This window comes from Caldithrix abyssi DSM 13497 (assembly GCF_001886815.1).
In the GTDB taxonomy this organism is placed as follows: domain Bacteria; phylum Calditrichota; class Calditrichia; order Calditrichales; family Calditrichaceae; genus Caldithrix; species Caldithrix abyssi.
Window position 1 is genome coordinate 236,152 of sequence record NZ_CP018099.1, and the last position, 20,120, is coordinate 256,271.

Here is a 20,120-nt window from a genome sequence, read left to right on the forward strand (position 1 = left end):
AATAGTTAGCCTGTCATTTCAAACCTGTTTCTGAAAATGTGGTGAATTCCTGCCACCGTTAATGTAGGGGCGAAGGATTTCCAAGAACAATTCAGCGATGGTAAGCATTAATCTTTAGTCATATCAAAAAAGCGCTCTGGATAAAGTAGGGTTGGAAATCCTTCGCCCTTACAAGTACGTTCATTCCTGATCTTTAGTGTGGGAGTGAGGATCGAGCGAGCAAGGGTAATTTAATTTAAAATATTCATTGCGCCCTTTGTGACTTCTCTGGTTGCTTGAAATAATTTGTTTAATCATTTTCTGCGATTATTGGCTAATCTGCGAGAAAATTACTTTGCGTAAGTTGCGGTTGATTTTGGTTGCGGCTGTGCTGCCTTAGAATTAACACAAATATTTTTTCATTAAATTATAAATGAGTCCACTCTAAAAAGGAATTATTATCGAACTTCATTTAAATATGATAATTGTTTTTATTTAAATTACATAAAATATATTCGTGTACATTCGTGAAATTGTTATTTTTCAATTAGTTTGAGAAATGAGAAAATATATTTAAGTTATTAAAATATTTGTTTTTATCCATAAAAATTAAGTTTGAGAAATTTAGCCGAATTTTTAAATAAATACACAGAAATTTCACTTGGTTTGAGAAATTTAAAAAGCCGTTCCACGGGCGTTTAATCATGGTTAAAAATGATGTTTAAGCCTTCTTTAAAAGCAATTCTTTAAGGATTTTTATTTGACCAATAAGCTCTCTATTCTCAAGCTCAAGTTCTCTAATTTTAGCCTGAAGAGCTTGCAAGTGAGCTTTATCCTTTTCTTCTTCCTGATCCATTTTTTTTAGCTCTGCTTTTAAGTTGGTTATTTCTTGCTTTAAGCGCTCTATTTCCTGCTCTTTTGCTTGGTACGCCTGGGCGTGCTCATTTACGGTAGGCGGCGGAGACGGCTGCAGGAACATATTACCCTGGCCGGTGAGAAGCCAATTAAGATTAACATTATATATTTCGCATATACGTATTAATGCTTTAGATGATGGTTCAGATTTACCTTTAAGCCAATCACTTAAATTACCAGGGCTAACATTAATTGATTTAGCAAAATCCTTCTTAGCAAGCCCTAATTTTTTAATTAATATGTTTAACCTATCAACCATAAAAATACTTTTATGCGAAATAATACTTGACAATTTCGCAATTACGAATTATATTAGTTAAAAAACAATAACAATAATTTTAAAATAAAAAGGACGACGTTATGCCAATCCTTAAAAATCCTAAAATGGTCAACCAATCCGAAATTGCGCGGAAGCTGGGCATTACGCCCGCCTACGTGCACATGCTGCTAACCGGCAAACGGAGCAGCGAAAAGTATGAAAAGGCTATCAAAGAACTGATTAACCGGGAATTACGCGGTAAAGCCGCGTAAAGCCCTTTTTTTATTTTAAAGATAAATAAAAGGCAAAGCAATTAAAAAACCGGCAGGGGTTTTTAATGAGCCATTACACCACCATTAAAAATTTACTATATGAAACGATCCACCGCGGGAAAAAGCCGGTGGAACAGATTTCAGACGAGATGGGCATTAGCGCCAATTACCTTTACCGGGCGGGCATGCCCTTAGACGGCAGCGGGGTAAAGTTCCCTTTAGAATACCTTGTGCCGCTGATGAAAACAACACGGAATTATAAAATATTAAAGCATTTAGCGCGCTTGTGCGGCTTTATTCTGGTGCGGGAACCGCGCTTTAAAGGCTTTAAGGGCGATGAGATTGACCTGGTGGACGACTACCAGCACGCGGCGACCAGGGCGACGCACGCCTTAAAGCTGTTTTTAAGCGAACCTACCTTTAAGAATTATGAAAAGGCCACGGCGGCTTTAAACGAGGTTTTGGAGCAAAGCGCGCGGGCCGAACGCTATTGCCATAAAAAGGCTAAAGGGCAATTGGAGCTTGACCTATGAAAAGCCAGCGAAGAAGACAAAAAGAGACTGAAAAATTGGGAACCGGTAACGAGGAATTGGTTCCTAATTCGGAACTTGGAATTAGGAACTTTTTAGGAACTTCTAAGGGGCAGGTTCCTAATTCACTAAATAGTAATAAAAACAATAAATTGTCATGTTCTGAGATTTGGCTTGAAATAGCAGAAATTAGGAACCTATTAGGAATAACAGAACGTGCTATTAGAAAAAATTGTAAAGCCGGAAAATATGTCATAAAGACAGTGCCGAGTAGAGGGCGAAAAGGCGAAAAATACTTAATTGCGCTTAGCAGCTTGCCGGTGGAGGCGCAGGCGCGGTATTGGGAAGTGAAGATTAAAGATGAAAGATTAAAGATTAAAGATGAAAAGGATTCTTCTCCCGCCGGGGGAGGCTGTTGCATGGGGGGGGGGGAGGAATTAATGTTTATATTCTCCGATATTGATAATTTTTTCTCATTCTTAAACGTTGGGCAAAATATAGAATTAAAAATGCCAAAATATTCTTTGAAAATAAAATTAATAGATCATCTTTTTCTTGTGATGCTTTTATAAACGCTGCTAAACGTTTCCCTAACATATTTTTAAATAGAACATTAATATTATGCCCAATACACATTAACGTAAATTCACTACGAACATTATTAAGACCAGATAAGGAAAATCCACGATAGCCTAAATTATGCTTCAAATTACCAAAAACAGGTTCAACTGTCACCGAACGCTTCTTTAGTCGTTCCTGCGCCGCTGAAGTTTGTAACTTTTTCGCCATACGTTCGCAATAACTCTCATTAACTGAACGATGGATTTGCTTAACTTTCTTTTTACTGGAAATGCATAAATTAATTAAGGGACAGTCCTGACAATCATTGGAACGATATACGATCCGTTCGCTATTCCTCTCAACTGGAAAAAGCTTCTTACCCGCCGGACATTCATAGTAATCTCCCTGTTCATGATACACAAAATCACTTCGTTTTAGTTTTCTTTCTTCTTTTTGCAATTCTTCCTTGGAGGTCGGTGTCTCCTTTATCGAACGATTGGATAACTGGGGATCGGCTATTACGGCATCGATCTGCTTTTCTTCCAATTCTTTTAGGTCTGCGCTATTGTGATAACCGGAATCGGCTGTGTAAGATCGCTTATCATCTGAACCAAGATTCTTCTCTACTTGTTCTTGGATCGGTATGAATTGACCCTGGTCGTTGGGCTGGCTTACCACTTCATGGGCTACAATTAAATGACTCGACATATCTACGCCTAATTGTGCGTTATAACCCGGCCCATCCACCGAAGGCATCATGCGGGCATCCGGCTCTTTTACATTTATTTGATGTCTTGAACGATGTTCTGATTTGAGCTGTTTCTTACGCTCTTTCAATTGGGCTTTACGTTCTAATATCTCTTTCTCTAAGCGCTCAAGCCGTTCTTTCTCCGCTCGAAGAGTTTCTAAATCTAATTCATCCGTGGCCCCCTGTTCTACAAAATTACAGCGCTGCATGTATTGCTTGATCTCTGCTCTTAACTTCTCTATACGTTTGTCTAATTGATCCTCAGTGTAGCCATGACGCTTACTGCTGTGCGCTTTGATTTTCGTGCCATCTATGGCTATCTGGTTGAAACTACTTATGCCTTCGGCCTGGGCAATTAAAAGTATCTCTACAAAATATTGGTCTAATAAATCCAAATGTGCCTTGCGAAAACGACTTAATGTACTATGATCCGGATGCTGATTCCCAGTGATATAAATGTAGCGCGTATCATATTTACACAATTCCTCCAGCTTACGGGTGCTGGTAATGCCGTTACTATAAGCATAAAACCATAAGGCAAGCATCATGTCTGGGGCATAAGAATCACCGCCTTGTGAACTATAACGGGAATAAAGTGCACTTAAATCAAGGCGCGAAACCAACTCCACTACAAATCGACTCTTTGGATCGTCTCTGGCAAAATCTTCCACACTATAGCCAAAGAGATTCATTTGTGAGCGATTATAAGTAATAAAACTCATGGAATTCCTTTGTTATTACTTGTTTTATCTGTCGCCCAGAATTTACAAATTTTTTGAATTTTACTCAAACTGAATTTGCAACAGCCTCCGGGGGCGGGATCAGAATGACAGGGGGGATGGAAGGGATTCTTCGTCCCGATAAATCGGAACTCAGAATGACGGTGAGCAGGAAGGCGCTGGCGCGGCACGATTTGTTGAGCGCTTACGCTAAATATTGCGCCGGGTTTGGACGGGGGAAGATTAAACAAGCCAAAGAGACGTTTTTAAAGCTTTATAATGAAAAGCGCTATTTTGATCAGGTTTACAATATTTTAGGGCCGGTTAGTTATGCAACTATCGAGCGGTGGCGCAAACAGTGGGAGGCCGGTGGTAAAATACCGGACGCTTTAGAAGACCGGTACAAATCGCCCAGCCAGAGTTCTATTAGCGCGGAACAAAGCGCTATTTTGATAAGCCACATTTTAAGCCCTAATAAACCGCCCTTAAAAGAAGCCATTCGCTTAGCAAAAGAAGAGATGCGCCTTAAAGGCATTGCATTTGCGCAAAGCGATATTACGTTTTACCGCTATGGGCGCAAATGGATTGCGGAAAATTTACCCATTTACACCTTTACGCGCTATGGCGGGAAAAAGCTTAACGACGAGCTGGCGCCGTTTGTAATGCGCGATTATTCCAAAATTGAAGTGGGTGACATTTTTGTGGCGGACGGTCATGTTTTGAATTTTGAAATCATTAATCCGTTTACGGGCAAGACAAAGAGGATGCAATTAATTGTTTTTTACGATATGAAATGCGGCTTGCCGATGGGGTTTGAAATTATGCCCACGGAAAACACGATGGCGATAAGCGGAGCGCTGCGGCGGTCTATATTGCTTATGGGCAAATTGCTGGGCGAAGATAAGGGATTTATTCCTCGGGCGGTTTACATCGATAACGGGCGGGCTTTTAGGGGGCAATATTTTACGGGCGTTCACGATTTTGAGCAAACGGGGCTAAAAGGTTTATACGAACGGTTAGGGATAAAAACGATTATCGCCAAAGCTTACCACGGACAGAGCAAAACGGTGGAACGATTTTTTGGCGCGTTTGGCGAATTTGAGCGGCGATTGACCACTTACATCGGCAACAATATTGAGAATAAACCGGCGCGGCTTTTGCGCAATGAAAAGGCGCACGTGAACGCTTATAAGGCGTTAACCGGCGGGCAGGCGCCGGAGCTGGCTGCGGTTTACCATTATTTGTACGAGTGGATTTTAGAATACGCGCAACGGCCGCATCAGGACGGGTATTTTAAGGGATATTCGCCTTTGCAGGTTTTTGAAGAGAGCGCCAAAAAACTAAAAGCCCTGCCGGATTATGAAAGCCGCCTGATTGATTTTGAAAAGCTGCATTTTTTGATGATGGAAGAACGGCGGACCACCATTCAACGCAACGGCATCCGGTTTAACAATCGATTTTACTGGAACGAAGCGCTTTACGGGCGGCGCGAAGCTGTGGTAATTAAATACGATTGGATGTATCCGGAAAAGATATTGGTTTTTGAGCCCACGGGCGAATTTATTTGCGAGGCGACTTTACCGGAGCGCGTGCATCCGGCGGCGGCGATATTGGGCACGGAGGCGGATAAAGCGCTTTTGCGCAGGCAGTTAGAAGCGCAGGCGCGGTTAAAGAAAGAGACGGCGCAGGTGGGCGAGGTTTTGTTGAATGCGGGCGTTGGGGATAAGATTAAAGATGAAAGATTAAAGATTAAAGATGAAAGAGGAAAGATTAAAGAGGATGGGCAGACGGTTATTGGGCAGTTGGTGGCGGCGGCGGAAAAAGAGAAAGAGGCGGAGCCGGAAGAACCGATTTTTGTTTGGGAGTTTGAGCGGAAGGCCTGGGAAGAAGAAAGATTAAAGATGAAAGATGAAAGATTAAAGACGAAAAAAAAAGTGATTTAGATGAGAAAAAAAGTGGATAATTGACAATTAAAAATTACGAATTACGAGTTACGAATTTCAAAAATTTAAGGGGGTAAAGATGCGGGTGAGTGTATTTAATGTTAAGGGCAAGAATGAAACATTGAGTTATGCCTATGTGAACGGCGCGGAAGCGGTTAGCCGATATTGGTTTGTTGCTATTGTTAAAGCCTGGTATCGGTCGCGATATGTTGATCAACGCTTAGAGAAAGTAAAGTTGTTTTTATCGAAAATGCTGATTCACTCAAACTAAAGTTTGAGTTACAAAAAGGAGGCGTAAGATGAGAGAAGAACTTAAGCGCTTGATGGAAGCGCGGGGCTGGAGCCAGAGCCATGTGGCGCGGGCGCTGGGCATTAGCGGCGCGGCGCTAAGCCAGTGGCTGGACGGCAAGTATAAGGGCGATGTAAAGCGCATTAACGAAGCGGTTAAGGCGTTTTTAAAACGGGAACAAGAGCGCCTACAAACGCCCAAAAAGCTGTTTCCGTTTGTGTTAACGAGCAATGCGCAAAAGGTATTTGAAACGGCGCGTTTTTGCCACATTGACGGCGAAATAGGTCTTGTAATCGGCGAAGCGGGCACGGGCAAGACCACGGCTGTTAAGGAATATGCGCGGCAGAATCCGGACGTGATTTTAGTAGAGGCGGATTTAGGTTATACAACGCGCGTATTGTTCCGGGAACTGCACAAGGCGGTTGGCTACGACGGCGAGGGGTTAATCCATGATATGTTTACGGATGTGGTGGAAAAGCTAAAAGACAGCGGACGGTTGATTATTGTGGATGAGGCGGAACATTTGCCTTACCGGGCGCTGGAGCTTTTGCGGCGCGTTTACGACAAGGCGGGGATCGGCATTTTGCTGGTTGGCATGCCCAGGCTTTTGACCAACCTGCGGGGCAAGCGCGGCGATTACGCGCAGCTTTACAGTCGGGTAGGGATAGCCACAAAATTGCAGGCGGTTAGCGCGGTTGACGTTCAGGCGTTTACGATGGCGGTATTTCCGGAGAGCAACGGGATATGGCAGGAATTTTATAAACAATGCCAGGGCAGCGTTCGGACGCTTACCAAATTGATTTTGCGGACGGCGCGGATTGCTGAGTTGAACCACAACCAGGTCAGTAAAAGTATGGTGCAAAGGGCGGCGGAAACGCTGATCATTTAGGAGGGGTAATCATGTTTGATAAAAATAATAACCGCATACGGCGCGGGGACTTTGTAAGATATGATGAACGAATTTACCGTGTGAGCTATATTTATTTTCGCACCATCATTTTGGACGACGGAGAGAAAAAAATAGCATTAAAGGTTCCGCGTCTGACGTATCCCATTTTAAACCTTGAAGTTGTAAATCATAAAACCATTATTCCAAATTAACAAGAAAGGAAAAATTATGGGCAAAGCACGGAAAAAGGTTGTTTTAAAAAGCAACCTGCAAAACTGGGAAGAGGTAAACGAAACGCTGCGGGCCATCGCGGAAAAACAGAGCTATGTGGAAGCGATGGTGAATAAATACAACGAGGCGGAAGCGCGGCGGCGTAAGGCTCTGGACGACAAGATCAATCCGATCAAAAAAGAGATTGCGGACATGGAGCTGGATTTAAGCCTGTTTTGCGAAGAGCACAAGGACGAATTTGGCAAAAAGAAGAGCAAAGAATTGAGCAACGGAATTGTGGGCTTTCGGTTGGGCATGCCAAAATTGAAGACCTTAAAAGGCTTTACCTGGAAGGCGGTACTGGAATTGATTAAGCGCAGCGTTTTTAAAGACGATTACATCCGGACCAAGGAAGAAGTGGCAAAAGACAAAATTATTCAGGATGCCTTAACTAAACAACTGGATCAGGAAGTTTTAGACACCATGGGCGTGCAGGTTGTTCAGGAAGAGACATTTTATTACGAGCCGCGTATTGCCACGGAAAATATGGAAAAAGCAAGTTAGCGGACGATCCGGGAGATCGCGCAGGCGCCTCGTCTTTGACCCCTGGGGGCGGGGCGCTTTTTGAGGGGAAAGATTAAAAATCAAAGATTAAAGGTTAAAGAAATGAATGCGTCGGAGCGCATGGTTAAGCAGTTATTAAGCAATGTCAATTTGTGTCAATTGCAAAAAGTGTTTACTTCATGGAATCCTGAAGAGTTTGGGATTATTGATCGCCTGACGGAAGAACAAAAACGTTTTGAGATTGAACATTACGGCTATTATCAACCAATGGTTATTTCTAAAAAATCAAAGCGGGAAAATAAAAAATGACGCAAAGCGAATTAATTTTAAAACATTTGATAAGAAATAAGGGCATTACGGCGCTGGAGGCGTTACGGCTTTACGGCTGTTTGCGATTAAGCGCGCGCATCTGGGAATTACGGCAAAGAGGCTACCGAATTGATTCGCAATTGATTGAATTAAAGAACGGCAAAAAAGTGGCGCGGTATATGTTAAAGAATAAAGATAAAAAGATAAAAGGTTAAAAGTGATGTTTAAAGACGATTTGATCTTTTTTTTGATATGGATTATTGTTTTTCTTTTGACGTGGATCATTGAGTTAAAGATAAGAGAAAAACGATTAAACTTAGAGTTGAAAAAAGAGCGATTTGTAAAAGCGCAGCTTTATAAGATGTTGAGATTAAAACGACGCGTAAAGATAAGTTTGAATTAATTAAGGTTCATAATATGTTAGCGGAAATATCAAAATCATATCCTCCAATTAATAATTTTAATTTAGCGTTTTGTGTAATGTCGATTTTAGGAGGCAGTTCAAATAAAATTAACCCAGAATCGGTTTGGTTTTGTAGGAGGTATAAATTAGAAGGTAAGATTTTTAATGATTTTATTTTTTTGCGTTCCATAATAAATAAGTTGAACGGCGCATTTACCTGGATAACATCGCCGGCGCTGGTAATGATTTTTACATTTTCAATAGGTAAATTATCAATTTCTAAATCGCCTAAAATTAATTTAAAACCAACGATCGTGAAAGGCATTTCAGAATTATTAGAAACAGAAACTTCTAAGAGCAAGCATTTTTTATCTAACGAAAAGCCATTAACTTTAAAGTGGAAAACAGGCGATTTTTCTTTTTTTCGATCTTTTAGTTCAATGCCTTTAGAAATTATATCAATCATTTGTGAAATAAAACCTATTAATTCAACCATGGAACTATCTCCTGGCAAATTAATTAAGGATGCGCGGCATAAAGAATATAATAAAAAAAATAAAAAAAAACAATCTCCTGCAAAGGGGATGTGCGGCGGCAGGGTCTAAGAATTTAGGCCCTGCTTTATAAACTATTGCAATTGAAGCGACGCGTAAAGATAAGTTTGAATTAAAGGAGGTAATTAATTATGCAAGTAATGACCGTTGAAGAATACATAAGAAAAGGGGAATCTCTTTTTGGAAAAGACAGAAAAAAGTGGAAATTTATATGCCCTAAATGTGGAACAATCCAATCATATAAAGATTTTGAAGATGCCGGGGTACCGACTAATCAAATATGGTATCGCCTTGGATTTAGTTGTATTGGAAGGTTTACCGCTAAGATGGGGTGTAATTGGACCTTAGGCGGATTGTTTCAAATACACAAATTAGAAGTTATAGATAAGAAAGGAAAAAAACATCCGCGATTTGAATTTTACGAGAAACACAATGGATTCTAATTATGGCAACGAAAAAACAAATACAGATTATCCATATCGCTAAACAGCAGTTGGGGATCGACGAAGACACCTATCGCGATATTTTAGGGCAATACGGCGTTAAAAGCAGCAAGGATTTAACGCCGGAACAGGCAAAGGGCTTAATCCGCTATTTTCAAAAATTCGGCTTCCGGATAAAAATAAAATATCGTGAGGGCATGATAACGCCAAAACAAATCGGTTATTTAAAATATTTATGGCAATCGAATCCTAAAGTGCGCAATAAAAGCGTGGAGGGTTTAGAGAATTTTGTAAAGCGCATAATAAAAATAGATCGCCTTGAATGGATACCGCGCAACAAGGTGCAAAAGGTTATAAAGGCGATTGAGAGTTTGAAATAAAATCAGTTGAATGGTTGAATAGTTTAATGGTTGAATGATATGGCTGGGCATGATGATTTATATAGAGAAGAGATTTTAAAGGCCGCTCAACAGGCGAACGTTAATAAAAAAGATGTTGTTGAACGGCTTTTAAAAAAAATAAACGAAACGCGTTTTTTTAAAGACAGCAAACCGGCTATTGATTTTGAATTTGTAGAGCATTTAGTAAAAACCTATGGCGAAAAAGAATTACGGCAGGAACTCAATAAGATGTACGTATGGCTTTTAGCCGATCCGCGGCGACGCAAAAAGAATTACCGGCGATTTATTGTGAACTGGCTTAACAATAAGGATAAGCGGTTTTATGTGGAATGGCGGAGAGGGGATTATTAGTTTAGGGATTTAGAAGTTTAGGTGTTTAGGTGTTTAGATGTTTAGATGTTTAGGAGTTAAGGCGTTATGATATGTCCCAGGTGCGGGCAGGATAAAGAGCGGGTGGTTCGTGTTTACCGAAATATGGTTTACCGCGACGGCGTTTGGCGGCGGGCCAATATGGATACGCGGGAAATTATTTGCAGTGAATGCGGGGCGCGTTATTTTACGGAAACAAGGCTAACACATAAAATTGAATTTGACAATCGATTGTTTAAAAAAGTGATTGTTGAGATTTAGAAAATTAAAGATTAAAGATGAAAGATTAAAGGTTAAAGGGAGCGATGGGGTTTGAAGACGAGATAAGGCGCTTTGTTCGCCGGCAGTTTGAAAGCGGCAATGTGCGGAATTTACGCAAGCGGGTGAGGGAATTTATTAAAGAAAACGGCTTTGAAGAATCCTTTAAAAATGATGTTCAAAGGCTGATTAAAAGCGTTGAAAACGATCTTTTTGAGCAATTTAAAAATGATTATTCAGGCGGCGAAGACGTTCAAAAAAAGGCGGAAGATATTTTAAGCGCGTATGCGCAGCGCCACATTAACGAAATACAGGATATGGCGCTTTATAGTTTAAAATACATCGATCGCCGATTGATACGAGAAATAAGCCAGGCGATTGAACAGGGTATTAAAGGCGATTTAAACTGGCAGGAAACGGCGCGGGCTGCTTTACGCAAATATAAGCTGCGTAAAAGGCATATTGAAACGGAAATAAACACCACACAGGCGGCTTTAGATCGCCTGGCGCGGATTGAGCAGATTAAGCAATCGGGCGCTAAATATGTTCGTTACGCAGGTCCAACAGGCACGGTTAGGCCCTTTTGCGTTCGACATATTGGCGGCGTTTATCGGATTGAAGAGATTGAAGGTAAGTTAAATCGATTCCGACAACCGGCGCTTTATTATATGGGCGGTTATAATTGTCGGCATCGCTGGGTGCCTATGGAAGGTAAAGAAATTTACAGGCAAAAAAACGGACAGGGACGCGTATTTGTGGAACAGGGATTTAAAGAGCGTAGTAAAGAGATAACAATCGCTAAACTGCGCGCCCGTTCCGGATTCAGGATTGTTTTGCGGAACGCTACAGGCCCAAAAGGCATAAAATTAGCAGACACCTGGGAAAACGGTCGGGCGGTGGAATATAAACGCTTGACATCATCGGCAACCAATATTACGGAAGCAACGCGCAGGCAAATAAGGAATGGCAAAAAACAGGCCGGGCATGTTTTGCTTTATAACGAAGGCTCATTGGCAGAGGATTTAATTATTGAAGGCATTAAAAAAGCAATAAAGTTTGACGATAAAAGAGAAATTAAGCAGGTTACGATTTTAAAAAAGAATGGCACATTTATAACAAAAAATAGAGAGGGTTGGGAAAATGACTAAAGAATTTAAAGCGTTAATAGAAAACGTGAAAAAGGTTAAAAAACAGGGCTTGCTAACCGATAAATTTAAGGTTTACGTAGCCGGTTGGGCGCAAGGGTTATTAATGGAAGATCTTATAACAATAAAAGAAAAAGAAGAATTACAAAAATTGGCCGAAATTGACGGCAATTTTATTGAAGGGGTCGCGCAATTAGCCGGTTATGGCGATAACGAGGACGAAGATAGCCCTCTGGAGTTCGATTAAAAAAAAGTCCCGAATTTCGGGACTTTATTTAGAATCTATAAGAAAGGCTTAAACTTTGCGGCGAGGCTTTAATTTGTACCTTTTTAAAAGATATAATTGCATTAATAATTCCGGAAGCCATAAATACAGTTCCTATTATTTGTTTTCTCTTTTTTTGGCTTTTCAAATCATCAATCAAATCTAAATATTCTTTTTCCAGTTTTTCATCGCCAATATAACTTCGGATCAAAAAATCATTAAAATTAATAAACTTTTGGATATTATTAGCTTCTTTAAAATAATCATAACTTAAGGCAAAAGAAACGATGCTTAAGGTAATCAACTTAAAATTCGGATAACTTTCCGTTTGTGATTTTTCAACATCCATTTTGGAAATATGGGTAAAATCAGGCGCAATTATTTGCGATTTTAATTTTGGGTTAAAAGGGATGTTTTCAATTTTTAGCACTGCATTTTTACTAATTTTTGTCTTTTTGCCATTAGCCATCTGGTAATAAATCCATTTTTGATCCTGATTTAAAACTTTTACATTAATAATTTTTGTTCCGTTTTTCATAAAAATGTTATCCGCCATAGAGGGCAAAAGAAAAAGAAGGCAAAAGATTAATGAAAGGATTAGTTTTTTCATGGTTTTGCTCCTGTTTGTTTAACATTGTCTAATAATAATTTGCTCATTTCGGCAGTAATTTGCAAGCCGTATCGTTTTTTTAATTGCTCCCATTGTTCTTTACGCAGGCCTAAAAATTTCCATAATTTTCGGCTGCGACCGGCTCCGGAAATATTGAGCCAGAAGGCTTTTTGCGCCTGAATCGGATCGGTAAAGCCGATAATTACCTGGTTATTTTCGGCCTTAATGATTTTTAGATTGCGCAGCATTTTACCGGAGAAAGTTAAAAAGTCGTTAGCGGCTTGCGGATTTACTTTTTGCTTGTATTGTTTATAACCGCCCAGGATGATCATGCCCAGCTTTCCGGTGGATTTTGATTTGACGATTTCGTAAAACTTTCCTTTCCCGCTTTTGCCGCCCAGTTTTTTGACGATTTGCGGATCGTAAGGCCGGTAAAAGGGTTTTTCGGAATAGGCAAATTTTTGGCCATGGACATCCACGCCCTGGGCAATGTTTTGCTCGATCATGGCCAGGACGGTAACGCCGATGTCGGTTAAGAGTTTTTGGGAGAACTTCATAAAAATAAACCTGTTGTTTGTTAAATTTCAAGCTAAAGCTTGAGTTACAATAATTCGTCGTCTGGTTCGGGCGGAGTCAGGCCGACCATGGCGTAAGCTTCTTGCTTTTTGATGGGCAAAAATCGGCTGAGCGTTTCCAGGGCGGCGGCATTTTTTTCAATATCCTGTTCTTGCGCTTCAATGAATTGGAATTTATAAGGCGCTTCGGTCGCATTGGGATTGAAGTTTAACTTATAATCGAGCAATAATAAGCGATTGATTAATTTTTCGACGCGGATCATGTCGGTGTACATGATATCGGCGGAGATCATTTTTTGAATTTGCAAGGCGGCGCGCGAACCGGAACCGGAAGGCAAATCGGGGGTGTTGGCCTGGCCTAAAATGGCTATGGCGATATCGCGGTTTAAGAGATCGATAAAATCTTTAAAATTGGTCCCGGCCTGCTGGGCGATTTGGTTAAGCTTGAATTCCACAAAATCGGAAGTTACTACGTAGTTATGTTGAATGGCTTTTTGCGCGGCGATTTCGGCCTGGGTTTGCTCTTCGGTACTGGCACCTTTATTGATGATTTGCAAAATGCCTTTAAGCTTGCGCAGGTAGTTGGCGTTTTCCAGAATAATATCGTAACGAATAATTTCGAGCGGCATTAAGGTGCGCAATATGCCGCCGCGATAAACGTAAAAGGGCATGATGTCGACCAGATAGTTTTGATTTTCGTTAAGGTTTATTTCGTCTATAATGCGTCCGGATTCGTCGATTAGTAAAAGACGCTCAAATTCCAGATCGTAAGTTTGTTGGTCGAGTTCTTCGATAATGGAAATATTTTGCTCATTGCCCTGGGCATCGATTTTGAGTTTGTAAACGTTGCGGCCGTAAAAGGCGGTTTTGGCGTGGTTGTTAACAATATAATCTATGGCTTTAACAACTCTTCGCTGGGCTTCGGCCGCTGCGTTCATATCGTCTGCGACGATTTGCCAGTCGAACGAAGCGAGCGCGGTGGTGCGCGTAATGTAATGACCGAGGATGCGCGGATTGGCCAGAAAGGCGCGTTTTAGGATTTTCATTAAAGGCACGATGTTGCGCGCTTCCGGGTCTTTGATGTCGGCCATTTGTGCGTATTTGAAAAATTCCTGCAATGTAGGGTAAACGCGTTTATTAAGATTCATTTTCAACCTCAATATTTGTCAGACAAATTTTAAAAACAGCGATTTGCATAATCCACCAGAAAAATAAAACCGCCAGCGTAAGCTGCCATCCGTAAACGTAAAAGACGTAAATCGATAGTAAGAAGCGGTCCATATTTTTAGTAAAATGATATAAATCCCAGAAAATGGGATGCAGAGGCAGTTTAAATTTGCCGATTTTTAAAAACCGCCATTCGTCAACATCCCATGAGCGCAGCCACCTGTAAATGCGCGGGAATTTGTTTTCCAGATTGATGAAAACGGAATTATAGAACCAGCCTTCAAACACGGTTATTTCTCCGAGGCGGTTTAAAATTCCGGATATAATAAAGTAAAAAACGATTATTAAAATTTCCATCATGTTCTCCTTTAAAATGGAGTGTAATAATCTTTGACGGTTTTAACCATTGGTTTGGTATAACGAACAATTCTGCGCTCGTGGATGTATTCAAAAGCGCAGATCAGGGCGTCGGGCGCATCGTCGGCTTTGTTGGCTTTTTTACCGGAAAATCCAAAAAGCTGACCTAAAAAGCGTTCTCCGTTTTTGGATTTGGCAAAATTTTTTGGGAATAATATTCGCCCTTCGGTAAAAGCGATTTGACAGTTTTTAGCCAGATCGTCCACATGGTAACGCTTAAATTCAATCAATGGAAACGGCATTTTATGAATGCGGCACCAGTTTTTAATGAAATTGGACCAGGTGGATTCCTGGGTTACGTTGCCATCAAAAGCGATGCCGAGAATGCGTTGCGAATAATCGGTTTTCATTTGCAGAACGGTATTTAAAAGTTCGTTGGAATCGGCAAACGATTTGCAAATAGCATCGACCACAAAATATTGGTCTTTTTTAGGCGAATAGGTCAGACCGACGATGGCGGTGGTATCGCCTTTGGCTTTTTTTGCCAGGTTAGGATCGCAATAGATGACGCCGCGGGCGTCGTCTGGCAGACGGTCGTATTCTTTATAATGTTCGGATTTAAAGAAAAAGCCTTCCGGCGGAATGGGATTTTGCTGAAAATTTGCCTGCCAATCGGCTTCGGACTTGGGTTTGAGCAGGGATTTGAGTTCGCTTTCCGACTTAGCCGGATAGCGCTGCGGCCAGAGAGGTTTATTATCCCATGCTTTAAAAACATTGACATGCCAATCTTTAGATAATAAACCTTCTTCGTATTCCAGGCGAATGCGGTGCAAGGCGCATTGGGTTAAAAAGTCGTTGGCGGAAATGATGAAAACGGCATTTTCGGCGCAGGAATGGTAAGCTTCGGTCAATTTGTTAATGCGCATATCCACGGCCTGTTCGGCAAAACTGCTTTCCAGTGTTTCGATATCGTCTCCGAATAGAATTTGCGGACGTCCAAACATGCGCGTGTAACCGCGGACGGAACGGCCTTCACTAAACGCCGCGCAAAATTTTAAACCGCCCGGAACATGCTTTGAACGTACTTTTAAAGTGAATTGATCGGCGTTGGCTTCGGTGAATTCCGGCTGGTAATCGTGTAAAAGGCGATCGTTTTGCGTGATGATTAAAATAATGTCTTTTAGAAAGTTAGATGCTTTAGGCAGAGTTTCGGAATAGATTCCGGCAATATCGTAAATGCCATTGAGCAAAAGCCAGATCAAAAGTTTTTTTTCGGTTACGGTTTTGCCATGTTTGCGCGGGCCAAAAAAGATATGGACGCCGGGTTTTTTAACGGCTTTTACCATTTCCTTATGCATTTTATTGGGTGGCGCATAGCCGTCAAAATACATTTCTTTTGGGAAATAGGTTTTATCGAAGAAAAAGAAATCTTTTTTGGAACGCTCGATGCGAGCGGAAACTTTTTTGGGCTTGCGCTCTTTAGCGGAAAAAGCGGGAACGGGCAAATATTGCTTTTGGGTTAGCGCTTCGGCTTTTAGTTGCTCGATGAATATTTTAGTTAAAGAGAATTGTTCCATTTTTAAACCTTCATATTTTCCGGAACCTGATTCGCCCATTTTACATATTCTTCCTGATAGATTTTGACAATATCATCGTTGGAAGCTTCGGGCATAAAACGGCGAATAATGCGGGCAATGATATCGGCGTCGGCGCGTTTGATATGGCTTTCGAGTTCAACGCTTTGCAGAAACATGCGAATGCGCATAATTTTGTAGAGCAAGTCGACGCGGTTGGCAATGGCCATATTCTGGTCGTTTTCCAGTTGCGCGGCGCAAAAGTTTAATTGCCGTTTTAAGAGTTCGATATCGTCGTAACTTCCGGCGATAAATTTGGTTTGTTCGTAAACGCCTTTGCGCGTGCTCTTCATGAGCTCAATGGCTTGCGAATATTTTTCGATGGCATAGCGCACCACGTGAGGCGCTACGCCGAAAATTTCGGCAATTTTTTTGTGCGTGTGATCGGGGTTGTTGACCTTGTGCAGAGCTATTTTTTTTAAGACTTCCGGGTCTGTTTTTTTTCTGGTCATAACATACCTTTTAATTTTGTTTAAAACGTGTTTAATCGCGTTTAATTTTTAATATTTTGTTTAATACGACCATAAATACCTTTTAAACTAAAAATCGCCAAAAAAGCGATTTTCAAGCTAAGGCTTGAGTTACAATTTTACATAAGAAAAAAAGCATTCCAGGACGCTGACGCTGATATCGGAATAAACGGCGTCGAATGCAATTGAACTTTCTTCAAAATACAATGCGGTGGCCTGATTATCATCCTGGGAAATCTGGCCGTTGTTTAAATCGTCTCTAAATTGAATCAAATGGGTTTCGGCTTGCATGAGCAGTTCCATGCTATCGATGGCGGCGCTTGCCGGATTTTCGGCATTGGCTTTAAAGGAAAACAAATAGACTTTAGCCAGGCGCGTTAAGTCTTTGGTTGCGTTTGTGGAAAGACGCTTAACCGGGCCCGGTTCGAGAAAAATCCATATTGCCGGAAGGATGGCGGGCATCTGGCCGTATTTTCCCAATTCAATATTTACATCCGGCATTTTATTTTTTAGATAGTCTTGCAGTTGCAAGGCGAGGTTTTTAAAAGTCAACACTGTAAACGTCCTCTATGTTATCCAGATTAGGGGTTATGGGATTTTCATTTTGTCCGACGGTGGAATGTTTGTCGAGAATTTTTAAAGCCGCTTTCCAATTGGTTTCTATCTTTTGCCGATATTCTTCGGTAATGGAAGACAGGCGATTGGAAACCAGATATTCCATAATCCATGCAAAGGGTTGTTTGGTCCAGTCGGGCGGCGGGCTTTGCGTAATATCGACGCCAGAAAAATCGCGCATAATATAAGATGTTTGTTTTTCGAATTCATCGTAAACGGTTGGATCGCTTAAAATTTGCCGCACGTTACTGCTAAGCAATTTTTCAATTTCGTTAAACGCATACATAACACGCCTCTAATTTTAATTTTCTTTCAATTTAAGATTATCGGTTTGCAAAAGTATGCTAAATGCGCATATAACAAGCATTTAAGCATGAGAGAATTAAATTAAAGCTAAAAACGGAAAGGAAATGTAATGGAATGGCTTAAGAATTTCTTAAAAGCGCTTTTCCCGGAAAAGGCGGAAGCTATCGACAAAAATTTCCCTAAAGATATTCCGGAGCCCAAACCGGAACCAAAGACCGAACCAAAGCCGGAGCCCAAACCGGAACCAAAGCCCGAACCAAACAATCCTTTGAATGCGCAAATTGAGCAGCTTACGCAAACCATTAAGGATTTGCAGGGAAAAATTCAGAGCTATGAAACGCAAATAAAGAGTTTGAGCGACGCGCAAAAACAAACGCAAAAGGAAAAGATTGAACAGATCATTCAAAAAGCCATTGCCGAACATCGTTTGCCAGGCAAGAACGAAGAGCTTTTAAATCATTACCGTAAGATTTTGGAAAACGATTTTGAAGCGGGCGTGAAGATTGTGGAGAATTTGCCGCCGATTCCGGGCGAAGGTGATAAAAATAAGGGGCAAAAAAGCAATCAGCCGCGCATCTTAAGCCCTCTGGAAAGCGCGAACCCCACCATTGCCAATAAAGTGAAAGAATTTGCCAATATAAAAGAGGAGTAAATCGATGAATATCGCCCAGATTTCCAATTTAAGCGGACGCGGAGCCAACCTTTTAGCGCGTATGCTGGAAGTGGCGCCGCTGTTTCAGTTTGCAGAATTCAAGCCCGATCCTTCCACCTATGTGCATATTGCCGATAAGGATAGTTTTTCCGGATCGGCGGCGCGCGCGGAAGGCGGAACCTTGCAACGCGACGCGCAGGTGCCAAATCCTGAAAGCCGCAATTTAGCGCTTTATGGTCGTGAAATCAGTATTGACGACGTGCGCAAAATGGACGCCAATGTGGGCGTAAGCCCTGCCGGTTTGCGTTTGTTTGCGGATCGTCGCCTGAACGGCCTGGGCGCCAAGTTGGCGGTAGAGGTGCAGGATGAGATGCTGGTCGGCGTGGACGCCAGCAACCGCATGCTTGGCATTTCTTATTTTGTAAAGGATGCGGACGCTACCGGGCAAACGCCAAAACTGGGTTTTACGGCAGACGAACTGGCCGCCATGAATGTGCAGGTTGGTTTGAAGTTGGATACGGACGCCAATCAAAAAGCTTTTGTTGAGCTTCTGGAAAAAGAGATGGCCAACGTTCCGGGCGCAAACGCTATTTTGTGCAACGTGAATTTGGGCGCCCGTTTGAGCACCATTGCGCGCACCATTGGCGCGGCTGGCGTTACGACCAATAATTTTGGTCAGCCGGTGCAAACCTTTAACGGGGTTCCGATTGTGAAATTGCCGGTAAGCGCCATTCCGCAAAACGAAAGCGACGGCGTAAATACCGACAATACATCTTTGTACATTGTTCGCTTTGCCGAAGAGTTGGGCGTTGCCTTTAGCACCAATTCCGGTTTTCTGTTTACCGATTTTGAGGAAAGCGAAGTCGGTCCGCAAGGCATTGCGCGTTTGCAATTTTTCCTGAACCTGACGGTTGAGCGTCAGGACGCTTTGCGTCGTTTAAGCCGCATTCGTTTGTAATTGGTTAACAAAATTGGAGAAAAATAATGGCACGCAATCATAAATCCCAGCCCAGCCCTGCCGAAACCGCGGGACAATCCACCGCCCAGTCTGGCGCCACCAGCCTGACAAGCCAGAACGACGCCCGGTCCACCTCCGCCGGGCGTCAATTTGTGTTTGAGTTTTTCGAATTGGATGCGCGAAAAATCGTTAAGACCGTGGAAATTAGCGTAAAAGCGAAGGAAGAAAAAGAAGCCTGGCAAAAGCTGGGCGAAAAATTAGCTAAAGATACGCGGATTCTGGAATACAGCGGGCGGTTTTACATTAAAGATGCGTGAAATCCGGAAAATCATTATTCATTGCACCGACAGCCAGTGGGGCAACGTGGAAATTATCGACCGCTGGCATAAAGAACGCGGGTGGGATGGCGTTGGTTATCATTATTTGATTTTAAATAGCTATCCCACCTATCGCTCTTTGAAAGACCGAAGGCCGGAGCCTGAAAACGACGGCTTAATTAAGGAAGGCCGCGACCTGGAAAAGATCGGCGCCCACTGCCGCGGGCACAATTTAGATAGCATCGGTATTGCATTGGTGGGCGTTAATACCTTTTCTAAAGCGCAAATTTACAGCTTGCAAAAGCTTATTAAAGTGCTTTTAAAGCAGTTTCATTTATCCATTAACAATGTTTATGGGCATTATGAATTTGATAATCGAAAGAGTTGCCCGAATCTGGATATGGAATGGTTTAGGGAAATGTTGAATTTTTAAT

General features: G+C 41.8%; 31 protein-coding genes. 20 read left to right on the forward strand and 11 right to left on the reverse strand.

All coding sequences use genetic code 11. The annotated features are described in order from the left end of the window. Nucleotides 1-700: 700 nt before the first annotated feature. On the reverse strand, nt 701-1,153 hold the full coding sequence (locus Cabys_RS00970) for a helix-turn-helix domain-containing protein (RefSeq protein WP_006927372.1): 453 nt from the start codon (nt 1,151-1,153) through the stop codon (nt 701-703). Nucleotides 1,154-1,254: 101 nt separating this feature from the next. Here Cabys_RS00970 and Cabys_RS19605 point away from each other — a divergent pair, with 101 nt between their 5' ends. Beyond that, nucleotides 1,255-1,425 carry a helix-turn-helix domain-containing protein gene (locus Cabys_RS19605; RefSeq protein ID WP_006927370.1) on the forward strand — a complete coding sequence of 57 codons (171 nt, stop codon included), beginning with the start codon at nt 1,255-1,257 and terminating at the stop codon, nt 1,423-1,425. 65 nt (nt 1,426-1,490) lie between these two features. Further along, nucleotides 1,491-1,958, forward strand: a complete 468-nt coding sequence (locus tag Cabys_RS00975) for a phage regulatory CII family protein (protein WP_006927369.1) — start codon at nt 1,491-1,493, stop codon at nt 1,956-1,958. 441 nt (nt 1,959-2,399) lie between these two features. Here the strand turns inward: Cabys_RS00975 and Cabys_RS00980 are convergent, their stop codons facing one another. Then, complete coding sequence (locus tag Cabys_RS00980; RefSeq protein WP_006929930.1) at nt 2,400-3,986, reverse strand: IS1182 family transposase; 1,587 nt, start codon at nt 3,984-3,986, stop codon at nt 2,400-2,402. Nucleotides 3,987-4,102: 116 nt separating this feature from the next. Here Cabys_RS00980 and Cabys_RS00985 point away from each other — a divergent pair, with 116 nt between their 5' ends. The 8 genes from Cabys_RS00985 (at nt 4,103) to Cabys_RS01020 (ending at nt 8,590) form a co-directional block, all read left to right on the forward strand. Continuing rightward, nucleotides 4,103-5,926: a Mu transposase C-terminal domain-containing protein gene (locus Cabys_RS00985; RefSeq protein ID WP_071961247.1), complete on the forward strand. Its 1,824-nt coding sequence runs from the start codon at nt 4,103-4,105 to the stop codon at nt 5,924-5,926. A gap of 79 nt (nt 5,927-6,005) precedes the next feature. Further along, a complete protein-coding gene (locus tag Cabys_RS00990; RefSeq protein WP_006927367.1) occupies nt 6,006-6,197 on the forward strand; it encodes a hypothetical protein in 192 nt (63 codons plus the stop codon). A 28-nt stretch (nt 6,198-6,225) separates the two neighbouring features. Continuing rightward, on the forward strand, nt 6,226-7,104 hold the full coding sequence (locus Cabys_RS00995; RefSeq protein WP_006927366.1) for an AAA family ATPase: 879 nt from the start codon (nt 6,226-6,228) through the stop codon (nt 7,102-7,104). A gap of 11 nt (nt 7,105-7,115) precedes the next feature. After that, the gene (locus Cabys_RS01000; RefSeq protein ID WP_006927363.1) at nt 7,116-7,316 is read left to right on the forward strand and encodes a hypothetical protein; all 201 of its coding nucleotides are present in this window, start codon (nt 7,116-7,118) and stop codon (nt 7,314-7,316) included. A gap of 16 nt (nt 7,317-7,332) precedes the next feature. Continuing rightward, nucleotides 7,333-7,878 carry a host-nuclease inhibitor Gam family protein gene (locus Cabys_RS01005; protein ID WP_006927362.1) on the forward strand — a complete coding sequence of 182 codons (546 nt, stop codon included), beginning with the start codon at nt 7,333-7,335 and terminating at the stop codon, nt 7,876-7,878. 102 nt (nt 7,879-7,980) lie between these two features. Beyond that, nucleotides 7,981-8,187: a hypothetical protein gene (locus tag Cabys_RS01010; RefSeq protein ID WP_006927361.1), complete on the forward strand. Its 207-nt coding sequence runs from the start codon at nt 7,981-7,983 to the stop codon at nt 8,185-8,187. Further along, nucleotides 8,184-8,402 carry a helix-turn-helix domain-containing protein gene (locus Cabys_RS01015; protein WP_006927360.1) on the forward strand — a complete coding sequence of 73 codons (219 nt, stop codon included), beginning with the start codon at nt 8,184-8,186 and terminating at the stop codon, nt 8,400-8,402. The genes Cabys_RS01010 and Cabys_RS01015 overlap by 4 nt, the downstream gene beginning before the upstream one ends. 5 nt (nt 8,403-8,407) lie before the next feature. Further along, nucleotides 8,408-8,590, forward strand: a complete 183-nt coding sequence (locus tag Cabys_RS01020; RefSeq protein ID WP_006927356.1) for a hypothetical protein — start codon at nt 8,408-8,410, stop codon at nt 8,588-8,590. 7 nt (nt 8,591-8,597) lie between these two features. On the opposite strand, the gene Cabys_RS01025 is transcribed toward Cabys_RS01020, so the two are convergent. Further along, on the reverse strand, nt 8,598-9,086 hold the full coding sequence (locus Cabys_RS01025; protein ID WP_006927355.1) for a hypothetical protein: 489 nt from the start codon (nt 9,084-9,086) through the stop codon (nt 8,598-8,600). 189 nt (nt 9,087-9,275) lie between these two features. Here Cabys_RS01025 and Cabys_RS01030 point away from each other — a divergent pair, with 189 nt between their 5' ends. The 6 genes from Cabys_RS01030 to Cabys_RS01055 all read left to right on the forward strand — a co-directional run bounded on the left by Cabys_RS01030 (nt 9,276) and on the right by Cabys_RS01055 (nt 12,007). After that, the gene (locus Cabys_RS01030) at nt 9,276-9,587 is read left to right on the forward strand and encodes a VVA0879 family protein (protein WP_006927354.1); all 312 of its coding nucleotides are present in this window, start codon (nt 9,276-9,278) and stop codon (nt 9,585-9,587) included. Nucleotides 9,588-9,589: 2 nt separating this feature from the next. Further along, nucleotides 9,590-9,967: a regulatory protein GemA gene (locus Cabys_RS01035; protein WP_006927352.1), complete on the forward strand. Its 378-nt coding sequence runs from the start codon at nt 9,590-9,592 to the stop codon at nt 9,965-9,967. 39 nt (nt 9,968-10,006) lie between these two features. Next, a complete protein-coding gene (locus Cabys_RS01040; protein ID WP_006927351.1) occupies nt 10,007-10,339 on the forward strand; it encodes a hypothetical protein in 333 nt (110 codons plus the stop codon). Nucleotides 10,340-10,405: 66 nt separating this feature from the next. Further along, nucleotides 10,406-10,618, forward strand: coding sequence for a hypothetical protein (locus tag Cabys_RS01045; protein WP_006927350.1), 213 nt, complete (start codon nt 10,406-10,408; stop codon nt 10,616-10,618). A gap of 44 nt (nt 10,619-10,662) precedes the next feature. Further along, entirely contained in the window at nt 10,663-11,763 is a 1,101-nt protein-coding gene (locus tag Cabys_RS01050; protein ID WP_006927349.1) for a CdiA C-terminal domain-containing protein, read from the forward strand. Then, nucleotides 11,756-12,007: a hypothetical protein gene (locus tag Cabys_RS01055; RefSeq protein WP_006927348.1), complete on the forward strand. Its 252-nt coding sequence runs from the start codon at nt 11,756-11,758 to the stop codon at nt 12,005-12,007. Before Cabys_RS01050 ends, Cabys_RS01055 begins: the two co-directional genes overlap by 8 nt. 28 nt (nt 12,008-12,035) lie before the next feature. Here the strand turns inward: Cabys_RS01055 and Cabys_RS01060 are convergent, their stop codons facing one another. The 8 genes from Cabys_RS01060 to Cabys_RS01095 form a co-directional block, all read right to left on the reverse strand. Continuing rightward, entirely contained in the window at nt 12,036-12,635 is a 600-nt protein-coding gene (locus tag Cabys_RS01060; RefSeq protein WP_006927346.1) for a hypothetical protein, read from the reverse strand. Further along, on the reverse strand, nt 12,632-13,192 hold the full coding sequence (locus tag Cabys_RS01065; protein ID WP_006927345.1) for a hypothetical protein: 561 nt from the start codon (nt 13,190-13,192) through the stop codon (nt 12,632-12,634). Before Cabys_RS01065 ends, Cabys_RS01060 begins: the two co-directional genes overlap by 4 nt. Nucleotides 13,193-13,236: 44 nt before the next feature. Continuing rightward, nucleotides 13,237-14,358: a phage portal protein family protein gene (locus tag Cabys_RS01070; RefSeq protein ID WP_006927343.1), complete on the reverse strand. Its 1,122-nt coding sequence runs from the start codon at nt 14,356-14,358 to the stop codon at nt 13,237-13,239. Next, the gene (locus tag Cabys_RS01075) at nt 14,348-14,737 is read right to left on the reverse strand and encodes a hypothetical protein (RefSeq protein WP_150109240.1); all 390 of its coding nucleotides are present in this window, start codon (nt 14,735-14,737) and stop codon (nt 14,348-14,350) included. The genes Cabys_RS01070 and Cabys_RS01075 overlap by 11 nt, the downstream gene beginning before the upstream one ends. A gap of 8 nt (nt 14,738-14,745) precedes the next feature. Then, the gene (locus Cabys_RS01080; RefSeq protein WP_071961248.1) at nt 14,746-16,350 is read right to left on the reverse strand and encodes a hypothetical protein; all 1,605 of its coding nucleotides are present in this window, start codon (nt 16,348-16,350) and stop codon (nt 14,746-14,748) included. Next, nucleotides 16,314-16,820, reverse strand: coding sequence for a hypothetical protein (locus Cabys_RS01085; protein ID WP_006927340.1), 507 nt, complete (start codon nt 16,818-16,820; stop codon nt 16,314-16,316). Before Cabys_RS01085 ends, Cabys_RS01080 begins: the two co-directional genes overlap by 37 nt. 129 nt (nt 16,821-16,949) lie before the next feature. Continuing rightward, the gene (locus tag Cabys_RS01090; RefSeq protein WP_006927339.1) at nt 16,950-17,393 is read right to left on the reverse strand and encodes a hypothetical protein; all 444 of its coding nucleotides are present in this window, start codon (nt 17,391-17,393) and stop codon (nt 16,950-16,952) included. Beyond that, nucleotides 17,380-17,739, reverse strand: coding sequence for a hypothetical protein (locus Cabys_RS01095; protein ID WP_006927338.1), 360 nt, complete (start codon nt 17,737-17,739; stop codon nt 17,380-17,382). Before Cabys_RS01095 ends, Cabys_RS01090 begins: the two co-directional genes overlap by 14 nt. Nucleotides 17,740-17,868: 129 nt before the next feature. Between Cabys_RS01095 and Cabys_RS01100 the strand changes: the two genes are divergently transcribed. From Cabys_RS01100 to Cabys_RS01115, 4 genes are read left to right on the forward strand one after another with little or no spacing between them, the layout of a single operon-like run. Next, on the forward strand, nt 17,869-18,411 hold the full coding sequence (locus Cabys_RS01100; protein WP_006927337.1) for a death domain-containing protein: 543 nt from the start codon (nt 17,869-17,871) through the stop codon (nt 18,409-18,411). 4 nt (nt 18,412-18,415) lie between these two features. Further along, the gene (locus tag Cabys_RS01105; protein WP_006927336.1) at nt 18,416-19,369 is read left to right on the forward strand and encodes a hypothetical protein; all 954 of its coding nucleotides are present in this window, start codon (nt 18,416-18,418) and stop codon (nt 19,367-19,369) included. Between the two features lie 26 nt (nt 19,370-19,395). After that, nucleotides 19,396-19,686 (forward strand): hypothetical protein, encoded by a 291-nt coding sequence (locus Cabys_RS01110; protein ID WP_006927335.1) that lies wholly within the window; start codon nt 19,396-19,398, stop codon nt 19,684-19,686. Further along, nucleotides 19,679-20,119 carry an N-acetylmuramoyl-L-alanine amidase gene (locus Cabys_RS01115; protein ID WP_006927334.1) on the forward strand — a complete coding sequence of 147 codons (441 nt, stop codon included), beginning with the start codon at nt 19,679-19,681 and terminating at the stop codon, nt 20,117-20,119. Before Cabys_RS01110 ends, Cabys_RS01115 begins: the two co-directional genes overlap by 8 nt. Nucleotide 20,120 lies beyond the last annotated feature (1 nt).

Excerpts from the sequence above, each read along its gene's own strand:
- Cabys_RS00970 (WP_006927372.1), bottom strand. The coding sequence starts at position 1,153 with ATGGTTGATAGGTTAAACATATTAATTAAAAAATTAGGGCTTGCTAAG.
- Cabys_RS00995 (WP_006927366.1), top strand. The coding sequence starts at position 6,226 with ATGAGAGAAGAACTTAAGCGCTTGATGGAAGCGCGGGGCTGGAGCCAG.
- Cabys_RS00990 (WP_006927367.1), top strand. The coding sequence starts at position 6,006 with ATGCGGGTGAGTGTATTTAATGTTAAGGGCAAGAATGAAACATTGAGT.
- Cabys_RS01015 (WP_006927360.1), top strand. The coding sequence starts at position 8,184 with ATGACGCAAAGCGAATTAATTTTAAAACATTTGATAAGAAATAAGGGC.
- Cabys_RS01110 (WP_006927335.1), top strand. The coding sequence starts at position 19,396 with ATGGCACGCAATCATAAATCCCAGCCCAGCCCTGCCGAAACCGCGGGA.
- Cabys_RS00985 (WP_071961247.1), top strand. The coding sequence starts at position 4,103 with ATGGAAGGGATTCTTCGTCCCGATAAATCGGAACTCAGAATGACGGTG.
- Cabys_RS01105 (WP_006927336.1), top strand. The coding sequence starts at position 18,416 with ATGAATATCGCCCAGATTTCCAATTTAAGCGGACGCGGAGCCAACCTT.
- Cabys_RS19605 (WP_006927370.1), top strand. The coding sequence starts at position 1,255 with ATGCCAATCCTTAAAAATCCTAAAATGGTCAACCAATCCGAAATTGCG.
- Cabys_RS01030 (WP_006927354.1), top strand. The coding sequence starts at position 9,276 with ATGCAAGTAATGACCGTTGAAGAATACATAAGAAAAGGGGAATCTCTT.
- Cabys_RS00980 (WP_006929930.1), bottom strand. The coding sequence starts at position 3,986 with ATGAGTTTTATTACTTATAATCGCTCACAAATGAATCTCTTTGGCTAT.
- Cabys_RS01025 (WP_006927355.1), bottom strand. The coding sequence starts at position 9,086 with ATGGTTGAATTAATAGGTTTTATTTCACAAATGATTGATATAATTTCT.
- Cabys_RS01000 (WP_006927363.1), top strand. The coding sequence starts at position 7,116 with ATGTTTGATAAAAATAATAACCGCATACGGCGCGGGGACTTTGTAAGA.
- Cabys_RS01010 (WP_006927361.1), top strand. The coding sequence starts at position 7,981 with ATGAATGCGTCGGAGCGCATGGTTAAGCAGTTATTAAGCAATGTCAAT.
- Cabys_RS01020 (WP_006927356.1), top strand. The coding sequence starts at position 8,408 with ATGTTTAAAGACGATTTGATCTTTTTTTTGATATGGATTATTGTTTTT.
- Cabys_RS01050 (WP_006927349.1), top strand. The coding sequence starts at position 10,663 with ATGGGGTTTGAAGACGAGATAAGGCGCTTTGTTCGCCGGCAGTTTGAA.
- Cabys_RS01055 (WP_006927348.1), top strand. The coding sequence starts at position 11,756 with ATGACTAAAGAATTTAAAGCGTTAATAGAAAACGTGAAAAAGGTTAAA.
- Cabys_RS01005 (WP_006927362.1), top strand. The coding sequence starts at position 7,333 with ATGGGCAAAGCACGGAAAAAGGTTGTTTTAAAAAGCAACCTGCAAAAC.
- Cabys_RS01040 (WP_006927351.1), top strand. The coding sequence starts at position 10,007 with ATGGCTGGGCATGATGATTTATATAGAGAAGAGATTTTAAAGGCCGCT.
- Cabys_RS01080 (WP_071961248.1), bottom strand. The coding sequence starts at position 16,350 with ATGGGCGAATCAGGTTCCGGAAAATATGAAGGTTTAAAAATGGAACAA.
- Cabys_RS01070 (WP_006927343.1), bottom strand. The coding sequence starts at position 14,358 with ATGAATCTTAATAAACGCGTTTACCCTACATTGCAGGAATTTTTCAAA.
- Cabys_RS01045 (WP_006927350.1), top strand. The coding sequence starts at position 10,406 with ATGATATGTCCCAGGTGCGGGCAGGATAAAGAGCGGGTGGTTCGTGTT.
- Cabys_RS01035 (WP_006927352.1), top strand. The coding sequence starts at position 9,590 with ATGGCAACGAAAAAACAAATACAGATTATCCATATCGCTAAACAGCAG.
- Cabys_RS00975 (WP_006927369.1), top strand. The coding sequence starts at position 1,491 with ATGAGCCATTACACCACCATTAAAAATTTACTATATGAAACGATCCAC.
- Cabys_RS01095 (WP_006927338.1), bottom strand. The coding sequence starts at position 17,739 with ATGTATGCGTTTAACGAAATTGAAAAATTGCTTAGCAGTAACGTGCGG.
- Cabys_RS01065 (WP_006927345.1), bottom strand. The coding sequence starts at position 13,192 with ATGAAGTTCTCCCAAAAACTCTTAACCGACATCGGCGTTACCGTCCTG.
- Cabys_RS01100 (WP_006927337.1), top strand. The coding sequence starts at position 17,869 with ATGGAATGGCTTAAGAATTTCTTAAAAGCGCTTTTCCCGGAAAAGGCG.
- Cabys_RS01115 (WP_006927334.1), top strand. The coding sequence starts at position 19,679 with ATGCGTGAAATCCGGAAAATCATTATTCATTGCACCGACAGCCAGTGG.
- Cabys_RS01085 (WP_006927340.1), bottom strand. The coding sequence starts at position 16,820 with ATGACCAGAAAAAAAACAGACCCGGAAGTCTTAAAAAAAATAGCTCTG.
- Cabys_RS01060 (WP_006927346.1), bottom strand. The coding sequence starts at position 12,635 with ATGAAAAAACTAATCCTTTCATTAATCTTTTGCCTTCTTTTTCTTTTG.
- Cabys_RS01075 (WP_150109240.1), bottom strand. The coding sequence starts at position 14,737 with ATGATGGAAATTTTAATAATCGTTTTTTACTTTATTATATCCGGAATT.